Origin of the sequence: Streptomyces sp. ITFR-21 (genome assembly GCF_031844685.1) — a bacterium.
Taxonomy (GTDB): Bacteria; Actinomycetota; Actinomycetes; order Streptomycetales; family Streptomycetaceae; genus Actinacidiphila.
Map to the genome: position 1 here is coordinate 4,046,899 of NZ_CP134605.1, position 11,769 is coordinate 4,058,667.

The following is an 11,769-nucleotide window of genomic DNA, read 5'->3' on the forward strand; positions in this document are numbered from 1 at the left end:
GTGGAAACCCTGATCGGACTGGTGGTCGCGGCACCGCTGCTCGGCGCGGCCGTCCTACTGACCGGCGGCCGGCGGCTGGACCGGGCCGGGCACCTGCTCGGCACGTTGCTCGCGCTGCTGTCCTTCGTCTTCGGCCTGGTGCTGTTCGCCGACATGCTCGGCAAGGACGGCGACGCCCGCGCCCTGCACGCGCACCTGTTCACCTGGGTGCCGGTGGAAGGCTTCCGGGCCGACGCCGGCTTCCAGCTGGACCAGCTGTCGATGACCTTCGTGCTGCTGATCACCGGTGTGGGCACGCTGATCCACATCTACTCGATCGGCTACATGAAGGAGGACGAGCGCCGCCGCCGCTTCTTCGGCTACCTCAACCTCTTCCTCGCCGCGATGCTGCTGCTGGTGCTCGCCGACAACTACCTGCTGCTGTACGCGGGCTGGGAGGGCGTCGGCCTGGCGTCGTACCTGCTGATCGGGTTCTGGCAGCACAAGCCGAGCGCGGCGACCGCGGCGAAGAAGGCGTTCCTGGTCAACCGGGTCGGCGACATCGGCCTGTCGGTGGCGATCATGCTGATGTTCACCACGTTCGGCTCGTTCGCCTTCGGGGACGTGCTGCCGGCGGCCGGCCGGGCCGCGAGCGCCCAGCACGCGACCGTCACCGGCATCGGCTTCATGCTGCTGCTGGCCGCCTGCGGCAAGTCCGCGCAGGTGCCGCTCCAGTCGTGGCTCGGGGACGCGATGGAGGGCCCGACCCCGGTCTCGGCCCTGATCCACGCCGCCACCATGGTGACCGCCGGCGTCTACCTCATCACCCGGTCCGGGGCGATCTTCAACGCCGCCCCGGACGCGCAGACCGCGGTCGTCACCGTCGGGGCGGTCACCCTCCTCTACGGTGCGATCGTCGGTTGCGCCAAGGACGACATCAAGAAGGCGCTGGCCGGCTCCACGATGTCGCAGATCGGTTACATGATCATGGCGGCCGGCCTCGGCCCGATCGGCTACGTCTTCGCGATCATGCACCTGGTCACCCACGGCTTCTTCAAGGCCGGGCTGTTCCTCGGCGCCGGCTCGGTCATGCACGGCATGAACGACGAGGTCGACATGCGGCGCTACGGCGGCCTGCGCAAGTACATGCCGGTCACCTTCATCACCTTCGGCCTCGGCTACCTGGCGATCATCGGCTTCCCCGGCCTGTCCGGCTTCTTCTCCAAGGACAAGATCATCGAGGCGGCCTACGCCAAGGGCGGCACCGAGGGCTGGATCCTCGGCAGCGCGGCCCTGCTGGGCGCGGCGGTCACCGCGTTCTACATGACGCGGGTGATGCTGATGACGTTCTTCGGCAAGGAGCGCTGGAGCGAGACCCCGGCTCCCGACGCGCCGGACGCCGAGCCCGCGGCGGCCGGGGACGCGCACGGCGCCCCGCACCCGCACGAGTCGCCCTGGTCGATGACCGTTCCGATGATCATCCTGGCGTTCGGGTCGGTCTTCGCCGGCGCGCTGTTCAGCGTCAACAGCTCCTTCGTGAAGTGGCTGGAGCCGGTCACCGGGCACAGCGAGGGCGACTCGCCGGTCAGCACCGGCACCGTCACCGCCGCCACCATGGTCGTCCTGGTCGTCGGGGTCGGCATCGCCTGGCTGATGTACGGCCGCAAGCCCGTCCCGGCGGTCGCGCCCCGCGGCAGCCTGCTGACCAGGGCGGCCCGCCGCGACCTGCTCCAGGACGACTTCAACCACGTCGTGCTGGTACGCGGCGGGGAGCACCTGACCCGCTCGCTGGTCTACCTCGACCACTCCCTGGTCGACGGCGTCGTCAACGGCACCGCCGCCTCGGTCGGCGGCCTGTCCGGCCGCCTCCGCAGGCTGCAGAACGGCTACGTGCGCTCGTACGCCGTCTCGATGCTCGGCGGCACCGCGGTGCTGGTCGCCGCGACTCTTCTGATGAGGGCGGTCTGATAGCTCATGGCGGATTCCTTTCCCTTCCTCACGGTCACCGCCGCCCTGCCCGCGGTCGGCGCCGTGGTCACCGCGGCGGTGCCCGCGGCCCGGCGGACCGCCGCCAAGTACACGGCGCTGCTGTTCTCGCTGGGCACCCTGGTGCTGGCCGCGATCACCATGGCCCGGTTCGACCCGGGCGGCGACCGCTACCAGTTCACCGAGTCGCACGCCTGGGTGAAGAGCTTCGGCCTGCGCTACGAACTCGGCGTCGACGGCATCGCGGTCGTGCTGATCGCGCTGACCGCGCTGCTCATCCCGTTCGTGATGCTGGCCGGCTGGCACGACGCCGACACCCTCGAAGACCCCGACCCCAACCGGCGCTGGCGGCCCACCCAGGGCTTCTTCGCGCTGGTCCTGCTGGTCGAGGCGATGGTGGTGCTCTCCTTCGAGGCCACCGACGTGTTCCTCTTCTACATCTTCTTCGAAGCCATGCTGATCCCGATGTACTTCCTGATCGGCGGCTTCGGCGACCGGGCGCACTCCGGCGGTGAGGAGGAGGCGGGCCGGCAGCGCTCGTACGCGGCGGTGAAGTTCCTGCTCTACAACCTGGCCGGCGGCCTCATCATGCTGGCCGCGATCATCGGCCTGTACGCGGCCACCGCCAAGCAGCTCGGCACCGGCACCTTCTCGCTCCAGGAGATCCTGGCCGCCCGCGCCTCCGGCAAGCTGGACCTTGCGACCTCCACCGAGCGGTGGCTGTTCCTCGGCTTCTTCTTCGCCTTCGCGGTGAAGGCCCCGCTGTGGCCGCTGCACACCTGGCTGCCCAATGCGATGGGCGAGGCCACCGCTCCGGTGGCCGTGCTGATCACCGCGGTCGTCGACAAGGTCGGCACCTTCGCGATGCTGCGCTTCTGCCTCCAGCTGTTCCCGGAGGCGTCCAAGTGGGCGACGCCGGTGATCCTGGTGCTGGCGGTGATCAGCATCATCTACGGCGCGCTGCTCGCCGTCGGGCAGCGCGACATCAAGCGGCTGATCGCGTACGCGTCGGTGTCGCACTTCGGCTTCATCATCCTGGGCATCTTCGCGATGACCAGCCAGGGCCAGAGCGGCGCCACGCTCTACATGGTCAACCACGGCATCTCCACCGCCGCGCTGATGCTGGTGGCCGGCTTCCTGATCACCCGGCGCGGCTCGCGGCTCATCGCGGACTTCGGCGGGGTGCAGAAGGTGGCGCCGGTCCTGGCCGGCACCTTCATGGTCGGCGGCCTGGCCACCCTCTCGCTGCCGGGCCTGGCGCCCTTCGTCAGCGAGTTCCTGGTCCTGGTGGGCACCTTCAGCCGCTACCCGGTGCTCGGCATCATCGCCACCCTCGGCATCGTGCTCGCCGCCCTCTACGTCCTGGTGCTGTACCAGCGCACCATGACCGGCCCGGTCAAGGCCGGCATCGAGGGCATGGCCGACCTCAAGGCCCGCGAGGTCCTGGTGGTGGCCCCGCTGATCGCGCTGCTGCTCTTCCTCGGCGTGTACCCGAAACCGGTGACGGACATCGTCAACCCGTCCGTCAAGCACACGCTCTCCGACGTGCACAAGACCGACCCCAAGCCCGCGCTGGAGGCGAAGAAGTGAGCGCATCCGCATCCGCCGCCCCGGGGAGCGCCGTCCACAGCCTGTGGACGGCGGCGGCCCCCGTCGCGGACAAGATCCCGGCCCCGAAGATCGAGTACGCCCAGCTGTCCCCGGTCCTCATCGTCTTCGGTGCGGCCATGGTCGGCATCCTCGTCGAGGCGTTCGTACCGCGGAGGTCCCGCTACACCAGTCAGGTGGTGCTCGCCGTCGTCGGCCTGGCCGCCGCCTTCGCGGCCGTCGTCGCGCTGGCGGAGAAGGGGTACGGCACCACCAAGGCGCACATCGCGGCGATGGGCGCGGTCGCGGTGGACGGGCCCGCCCTGTTCCTCCAGGGCACGATCCTGCTGGTCGGGATCGTGGCCGTGTTCACCTTCGCCGAGCGCCGGCTGGACCCGAAGGCGCACGGCCGGCACGTCGACTCCTTCGCCGCGCAGGGCTCCGCGGTGCCCGGCGGCGAGCAGGAGAAGGCGGCCGTCCGGGCCGGCTTCGCCTCCACCGAGGTCTTCCCGCTGCTGCTGTTCGCGGTCGGCGGCATGCTGGTCTTCCCGGCCGCCAACGACCTGCTGACGCTCTTCGTCGCCCTCGAGGTCTTCTCGCTGCCGCTGTACATCCTGTGCGCGCTGGCCCGCCGCAACCGCCTGATGTCCCAGGAGGCGGCCGTGAAGTACTTCCTGCTGGGCGCGTTCTCCTCGGCGTTCCTGCTGTTCGGCATCGCGCTGCTCTACGGCTACTCCGGCTCGGTGTCGTACTCGACCATCTCGTCGGTGATCGACGGCACCGCCAAGACGACCCCGGCGCTGGCCGACACCACCGGCAACGACGCGCTGCTGCTGATCGGGCTCGCCATGGTCACCGTCGGCCTGTTGTTCAAGGTCGGCGCGGTGCCCTTCCACATGTGGACGCCCGACGTCTACCAGGGCGCGCCGACCCCGGTCACCGGCTTCATGGCCGCGGCCACCAAGGTCGCCGCGTTCGGCGCGCTGCTGCGGCTGCTGTACGTGGTGCTGCCCGGCATGCGGTGGGACTGGCGGCCCGTCATGTGGGGCGTCGCGATCCTCACCATGATCGCGGGCGCGGTCATCGCGGTGACCCAGACCGACGTCAAGCGGCTGCTGGCGTACTCCTCGATCGCCCACGCGGGCTTCATCCTCGCCGGTGTCATCGCCACCACGCCGGACGGCATCTCCTCCGTCCTGTTCTACCTGGCGGCGTACTCCTTCGTGACGCTCGGCGCGTTCGCGGTCGTCACCCTGGTCCGGGACGCCAACGGCGAAGCCACCCACCTGTCCCGGTGGGCCGGGCTGGGGCGGCGGTCGCCGCTGGTCGCGGCGGTCTTCGCGGTCTTCCTGCTGGCCTTCGCGGGGATCCCGCTGACCTCCGGGTTCGCGGGGAAGTTCGCGGTCTTCAAGGCGGCGGCGCAGGGCGGGGCGATGCCGCTGGTCATCGTCGGCGTCATCTCGTCCGCCGTCGCCGCGTTCTTCTACGTCCGGGTGATCGTGCTGATGTTCTTCAGCGAGCCCAAGGCCGACGGCCCCTCGGTCGCCGTCCCCAGCCCGCTGACGTCCACGGCCATCGCGATCGGTGTCGCCGTCACCCTCGTGCTGGGCCTGGCCCCGCAGTACTTCCTGGACCTGGCCGACAAGGCGAGCGTCTTCGTCCGCTGACCGGGGCGCGGCGCCGCCCCCCGCCCGACCGGCTGCCCGGGGGAGACCCCGGGCAGCCGTCGCGTCACCACTAGGTGGGGACCGCCAGCAGGAGCGCGAAGCGGTCGGCGGAGTCGGTCCACCACTGGCGGACGGTGAAGCCGCCGGCCTTCAGTTCGGCGGTGAGGGACTCGCGGCGGAACTTGCAGGAGATCTCGGTGCGCAGGTCCTCGCCGGGGCCGAAGTCGACGGACAGGTCCAGGTCGCGGACCTTGACGGTCTGCGCGGTACGGGAGCGCAGCCGCATCTCCATGCGTTCGTGCTCGGTGTTCCAGACGGCCACGTGCTCGAAGGCGTCCGGGTCGAAGTCCGCGCCCAGTTCCCGGTTGAGGACGTGCAGTACGTTCCTGTTGAACTCGGCGGTGACGCCGGCCGCGTCGTCGTAGGCGCGGATCAGCACCGCCGGGTCCTTGACCAGGTCCGCGCCCAGCAGCAGCACGTCGTCGCTGCTCAGCGCGAGCGACAGGGTGCGGTAGAAGACCTGCCGCTGCTCCGCGTCGAGGTTGCCGACGGTGCTGCCGAGGAAGGCCAGCAGCCGCGGGCCGGGTTCGTCGGACAGCGGCGGGCCGGACTCGAAGTCGGCGACGGTGGCGGCGACCTCGAGCCCCGGGTAGTCGCGGCAGATCGCCTGGCCGGCCTCCTCCAGGGCGGTGGCGCTGACGTCCAGGGGCGCGTAGCGGCGCAGCGTGCCGCCCGCGGTGAGCGCGTCGAGCAGCAGTCGGGTCTTGCGGGAGGAGCCGGAGCCCAGCTCGATGAGGGTGGCGGGCCGGATGAGGGTGGCGATCTCGGGGGCGCGGCGGGTGAGGATCTCCTGCTCGGCCCGGGTCGGGTAGTACTCCGGCAGCCGGGTGATCTGCTCGAACAGGTCGCTGCCGTGCTTGTCGTAGAACCACTTGGGCGGCAGGCTGCGCGGCGCCTCGGCCAGGCCGTGCCGTACGTCGGCGCGCAGGGTGCTGGTGAAGTAGTCGGCGGGCAGGCGGTCGTCGAGGGTGAAGCGGCTCTCGTTCATGTGGCGCGTTTCCTTGCGGTGGGGGCGCGGGGGGCGCAGGGGAACGACCCGCACGCCGGCCGTGGTGGCCAGCAGCAGCGAGTGGTCGGGGACTTCCCGCCACTCGGACGTGGTCCCGGTCATGTCACCGGTCACGCCGTCGGTGGGACTGACGGCCGCCTCGTCGTCCGGCTCGGAGGCCACCAGCGCGGTACCGGGCCCGGTGCGGTACCACAGCGTGTCGCCCCACGCCGTGGCCGCGACCGTACGGCCGTCGGTGAGCAGGAGGTTCAGCCGGGCGGTGGGCCGGGCCGCGGCGACCTCGCGGACCACCGCGGCCAGCGCGCCGCCCGGCGACTCGCCCCGCCGCAGCCGCCGGCAGATCAGGGCCCACAGCAGCGCGGAGTCGCTGTGCGTCTCCAGGTCCAGCGCCTGGGCGCCGCTGAGGTCGGTGGGCAGCCGGGTCCAGTCCGGGACGGCGCCGTTGTGGCTGAACAGCCAGCGGCCGTCCCGGAAGGGGGCCGCCGCCGACTCGTCCTGGGTGGTGCCCGCGGTGGCCGAGCGGACCGCGGCCAGCACCGCGCCGCTGCGGATGGTCCTGGCGAGCTCCGGGAAGTTGGCGTCGGCCCAGATCGGGACCGCCCGGCGGTAGCGGCCCGGCCAGGGGAAGCCGTCGTCCGGGTCCGCGTCCGGCGGATACCAGCCGAATCCGAAGCCGTCGGCGTTCACCGTCCCGTACCGCTGTCTGGCGGGCCGCCACGACTGCTCGTAGAGGCTGTGCGCGGGCTCGGTGAGCAGCCGTGCCAGCGGCACGGGCGGGCCGACGTAGGCGAGGTGCCGGCACATCAGGCGGGACTGCCGGAGGAGCCGTCCGCAGAACCGCCGCGGGCGCCGCCGCCCGGGGCGCCGGGGGTGGTGCCGGGGGCCGTGCCGTCCGTGCCGCCGGGAGCGGCGCCGGCCGGGGCGCCGCCCGCCGCGCCGGAGGCGTCCCGCGCGGTGCGGAAGCCCGCGAAGATCTGCCGCCGGACGGGGTAGTCCCAGTTGCGGAAGGTGCCCCGGACCGCCACCGGGTCGACGCCGAAGGCGCCGCCGCGCAGCACCTTGTACTCCGGGCCGAAGAAGACCTCCGAGTACTCCTTGTAGGGGAACGCCTCGAAGCCGGGGTACGGGCCGAAGTCCGAGGCGGTCCACTCCCACACGTCGCCGATCAGCTGCCGGGCGCCGCTGGGGGCGGCGCCCGCCGGGTAGCTGCCCGCCGGGGTGGGCTGGAGGTGGCGGGAGGCGAGGTTGGCGTGCTCGGGGCCCGGGTCGGCGTCGCCCCACGGGTAGCGCCGGGAGCGGCCGGTCGCCGGGTCGTGCCGGGCCGCCTTCTCCCACTCGGCCTCGGTCGGCAGCCGCCGGCCGGCCCAGCGGGCGTACGCGTCGGCCTCGTACCAGCACACGTGCAGCACCGGCTCGTCGGCCGGCACCGGCTCGACCCGGCCGAAGCGCCGCCGGATCCAGCCGCCGCCCGGCTCCCGCGACCAGAACAGCGGCGCCTGGAGGCCGACCTGCTCGACGTGCCGCCACCCCTCGGGCGTCCACCAGCGCGGGTCGCGGTAGCCGCCGTCCGCGATGAACTCCTGGTAGGCGGCGTTGGTCACCGGCACCGTGTCCAGCCAGAACGCGGCCACGTCCACGGTGTGCTCCGGGCGTTCGTTGTCCAGCGCCCACGGCTCGGCGCTGGTGCCCATGGTGAACGGGCCGCCGGGGACCAGCACCTCGCGCGGCAGCGTGGCGGCGTCGGCGGGCGCGGGCGGCGGCGCCGGCGCGTCGAGCACCGCCGGGCCCTTGCGGAGCTGGTGGGTGGCCAGCATCGTCTCGTCGTGCTGCTGCTCGTGCTGGGCGAGCATGCCGAAGACGAAGGCGCCGGCCAGCAGCGGCTCCGGGCTGTCGGCGGAGGTGTCCAGGGTGTCCAGGACCTCCCAGGTGCCGGACCGGACCTCGGCGATGTAGGCCCGGGACTCGGCGGGGCTGAGCAGCGGCAGCGCGGGGCGGTCGGCGCGCGCGTGCCGGAAGGCGTCGTAGAGCGTGTCGAGGTCGGGGCGCAGCCCCGGGCGGCGGCCGGCCTCCCGGATCAGCCACAGCTCCTCCTGGTTGCCTATGTGGGCCAGGTCCCAGACCAGGGGGGACATCAGCGGGGAGTGCTGGGCGGTCAGGTCCTCCTCGGAGACCGCGTCGGTGAGTTCGATGGTCCGGCGCCGGGCGGTCTCCAGCGCGGCGCGGGCCAGGGCGGCCGGCGACGGAACGGACGCCGGGGCGCCGGAGGCCGGGGAGCCCTCGGGTCCCGAAGCGGCCTCGGATACGGGAGGGGCCACCGTGTCAGGAGCGGCGGCAGGGACGGGAGTCGCGCCGCCTTGGGCAGCGCTGGAGCTCGTACGCGTGGAGTCGGTCACGACATGCCTTCCGGGGGATCAGGCGCGACGGAGCGCGTCCAACAGGTCATGGGCGGGGCTTCGGCCGCGGTCGGTATAGCGGTCGGCGAAGCCGGCGAGCGCCTGGATCAGGGCCGCGGGGTCGCCGGAACGCCCGAGGGCGCTCTCGGCCGCGGCGAAACAGGACCGGGCGGCCTTGGCGATGTCCGGATCGGCCAGGCCGAGCCGGGCCGCGCGCTGCCATATGACGTCGGAGGGGATCGGCTCCCCGTCCCGGCAGAGCGGCTCGGTGGCGGCGAAGGCCGCGTCGGCGGCGACCGGGTCGTCCAGCAGCGCCGCGGTCAGCGCGGTCGGCACGATCCAGTCGTCGCCGTACTGGGCGTCGATCATCCGCAGTTCCAGCCAGCCGCGCGGCCTGACCGGCGGGAACAGGGTGCTCAGGTGGTAGTCGAGGTCGGCGGTGGTGGGGGCGCGCAGCCCCGGGGCGCCACGCAGCCAGCCCCGGAAGGTCAGCCCGGCGGGCGCCGACCAGTCGCCGTCCTCGGCCCCGGGCACACACAGCACCTGGGCGTCCAGCGCGTAACGCGCCCAGGAGGTGGCCGGATCGGGGTGGTGGCCGGGCTGGTGGGTGCGGCCCGGGTCCATCAGCGCCCAGGTGGCCTGCCGGGTGGACAGCCAGCCGGTGGGCCGGCCGCCGCTCAGCGGCGAGTTGGCGAACGCGGCCACCAGCACCGGCCCGATCCGGTGGGCCAGCTCCCAGCGCGAGCGGTGGCCGGACACCCCGTCGGTGTCGTCGCCGCAGTCCAGATTGACCTGAAGTGAGGCGGTGCGCCGCATCATGGTGCGGCCCCAGGGGCCCTCGCGGTCGAAGTAGCCCTCCATCGCCCGGTAGCGGGGATGGTCGAGCACGCGGGGCGGTTCGCGGTACGGGTCCAGACCGCGGCCGACCAGGACCAGGCCGGCGCGCTCCAGGTGCTCTCGAAGGACCGCCAGGTCGGCGGTGGTGGCCTCGACGCACGCGGCGAGCGAGGGGGCGGGCGGGGAGCTGAGCTCCACCTGGCCGCCCGGCTCACGGGTGAGCCTGCCGTCCCTGGGCAGCGCGCCCGGGGCCTGGATCGGCGCGAGGGCCGCGTCCAGCCGTTCGACGGTGATCAGTTGCCGGGGGTCGGAGCGGTCCTGGACGAGCCATTCGAGCTCCACGCCGATGCGCTCGGGCGGGCCGGTCTTGAAACAGACACCGCGCACATGGGCTTCCGCCTCGTCTTCCAGCAGGTCCGCTGTCATCGGTCCACCTCCTCTCGTGATGCTCCGGAGCCGGGATCGCCGTCTCCCGGAGCGAGGACATGTCACATGTGCCGGCTCAACCTTAATTGGCCTCGTAACGGGGTGACCTTACGGAATACGGAACAGCGCTGGCTCAAGCGTTCGAATCAGCCAAATCATTCCCAGGCTCCCGCGGGTCAATCCCGCACCGCCCTTGTTGGCCTGTTTGCCATCCTTTCGGGTGGGACATAGGGAGAGAAATCCGGTTGTCAGGATTATACGGGCGGTGATCGTCCGCGTCCTGGCGTGGCCTGCCACAACGCCATGCCCCGGCGGTGATCCACACCCGACCGGCTACGCTGCCGGTGTAAGCAGCGTGACCTCGGCCCACCGCTCAGCGCCCACCCGATCCACGCCGGATCCGCAACCGAATCTCGCCAGATGCCAGATCAGCGACAGGAGTACCCCTCGTGACCGTCGTCGGGCCCTTCGGGCTGAGCGTGTGGGACGAAGCCCTCGAGGCCGACGTCCAGGCCGGCCTCGCGGCCGTGGAGGAGGGCCTGCAGGCGGCGACCAAGAGCGACGTGCCCTTCATCACCGAGACGGCCCGCCACCTGCTCCAGGCCGGCGGCAAGCGCTTCCGGCCGCTGCTGGTGATGCTGGGCGCCCAGTTCGGCGACCCGCACGCCCCCAAGGTCGTGCCCTCGGCCGTGGTGGTCGAGCTGACCCATCTGGCCACCCTCTACCACGACGACGTGATGGACGAGGCCGACGTCCGTCGGGGCGTGCCCAGCGCCAACGCCCGCTGGAGCAACTCGGTGGCGGTGCTGACCGGCGACTTCCTCTTCTCCCGGGCCTCGCACATCCTGGCCGACCTCGGCCCGGAGGCGGTACGGGTGCAGGCCGAGTCCTTCGAGCGGCTGGTCACCGGGCAGATCATGGAGACCGTCGGCCCCCGCGACGGCCGCGACCCGCTCGACCACTACCTGGAGGTCATCGCGGGCAAGACCAGCTCGCTGATGGCGGTCTCCGGCCGGTTCGGCGCGATGATGTCCGGCGCCGGCGAGTCGGTGGTCAGCATCCTCACCCAGTACGGGGAGCGGATCGGCGCCGCCTTCCAACTCGCCGACGACGTACTCGACATCGCCAGCGACGGCCGCGAGTCCGGCAAGACCCCCGGCACCGACCTGCGCGAGGGCATCCCCACCCTGCCCGTACTGCACGTGCGCCGCTGGTACATGCAGGCCGCCGGCAGCGTCTCGGCCGCCGACCGCCGGCTGAACGAGCTGCTGGACGGCGACCTCACCGACGACGCGCTGCACGCCGAGGCGCTGGAACTGCTGCGCGCCCACCCGGCCCTGGAGCAGGCCCGGCGCGACACCGTGCGGTACGCGGACGAGGCCCGCGCCGCCCTGGCCCCGCTGCCCGACATCCCGGCCAAGCTCGCCCTGGCGGGCCTGTGCGACGCCGTGGTCCACCGCACGGCCTGACCCCGCCCCCCGGGTACCGCGAGGTCGGCCCGACGCCTTCCGGCGCCGCCTGAGCACCTTCGGCGGGGAGAGCGGGGGAGCGGGGTGCCCATGGGTGGGTGCCGTCGGGCGTTATGGCACCGCCCTTTCCCCTTTTTTGCCGCCTTCTCGCCTCCGGGCGCTTCGATCCGGTGTCGACGGTCGACCGTGCTCATTCGCTCGTTCCTCGCTCGTTCCGCGCGCTCTTCCTTTCGACGCCGGCGCGCCCTTTGGCTCGCCGGCTACCCGGCCGGACGCACGGCGTGAGGTGGACGTGGGGGTGCCGTACGGCGGCGGGTTGGCCATGGGTGGGTGGCCGGTGGGGTTGGAGTGCCCAT

At 72.4% G+C, this 11,769-nt stretch carries 7 protein-coding genes and 1 pseudogene; 4 read left to right on the forward strand and 4 right to left on the reverse strand.

The genetic code is table 11. The features are described from left to right. Genes nuoL through nuoN form a run of 3 tightly spaced genes read left to right on the forward strand, consistent with a single transcriptional unit; the run spans window position 1 to window position 5,219 of the window. On the forward strand, window positions 1-1,947 hold the full coding sequence (nuoL, locus tag RLT57_RS17805; RefSeq protein ID WP_311298385.1) for an NADH-quinone oxidoreductase subunit L: 1,947 nt from the start codon (window positions 1-3) through the stop codon (window positions 1,945-1,947). A 6-nt stretch (window positions 1,948-1,953) separates the two neighbouring features. After that, window positions 1,954-3,555, forward strand: coding sequence for an NADH-quinone oxidoreductase subunit M (locus tag RLT57_RS17810; protein WP_311298386.1), 1,602 nt, complete (start codon window positions 1,954-1,956; stop codon window positions 3,553-3,555). Continuing rightward, window positions 3,552-5,219 (forward strand): NADH-quinone oxidoreductase subunit NuoN, encoded by a 1,668-nt coding sequence (gene nuoN / locus RLT57_RS17815; protein ID WP_311298387.1) that lies wholly within the window; start codon window positions 3,552-3,554, stop codon window positions 5,217-5,219. The genes RLT57_RS17810 and nuoN overlap by 4 nt, the downstream gene beginning before the upstream one ends. Window positions 5,220-5,289: 70 nt before the next feature. On the opposite strand, the gene egtD is transcribed toward nuoN, so the two are convergent. The 4 genes and pseudogenes from egtD to egtA all read right to left on the reverse strand — a co-directional run bounded on the left by egtD (window position 5,290) and on the right by egtA (window position 9,944). Beyond that, complete coding sequence (gene egtD, locus RLT57_RS17820) at window positions 5,290-6,267, reverse strand: L-histidine N(alpha)-methyltransferase (RefSeq protein WP_311300758.1); 978 nt, start codon at window positions 6,265-6,267, stop codon at window positions 5,290-5,292. Between the two features lie 96 nt (window positions 6,268-6,363). After that, window positions 6,364-7,092 (reverse strand): annotated as a pseudogene (gene egtC / locus RLT57_RS17825) (ergothioneine biosynthesis protein EgtC); the annotation flags it as partial. Continuing rightward, window positions 7,092-8,603 carry an ergothioneine biosynthesis protein EgtB gene (egtB, locus tag RLT57_RS17830; RefSeq protein WP_399128893.1) on the reverse strand — a complete coding sequence of 504 codons (1,512 nt, stop codon included), beginning with the start codon at window positions 8,601-8,603 and terminating at the stop codon, window positions 7,092-7,094. The gene egtB and the pseudogene egtC, both read right to left, overlap by 1 nt. 96 nt (window positions 8,604-8,699) lie before the next feature. Further along, on the reverse strand, window positions 8,700-9,944 hold the full coding sequence (gene egtA, locus RLT57_RS17835) for an ergothioneine biosynthesis glutamate--cysteine ligase EgtA (RefSeq protein ID WP_311298388.1): 1,245 nt from the start codon (window positions 9,942-9,944) through the stop codon (window positions 8,700-8,702). Between the two features lie 449 nt (window positions 9,945-10,393). On the opposite strand from egtA, the gene RLT57_RS17840 reads away from it, so the two are divergent. After that, entirely contained in the window at window positions 10,394-11,413 is a 1,020-nt protein-coding gene (locus RLT57_RS17840; protein WP_311298389.1) for a polyprenyl synthetase family protein, read from the forward strand. Window positions 11,414-11,769: the final 356 nt, after the last annotated feature.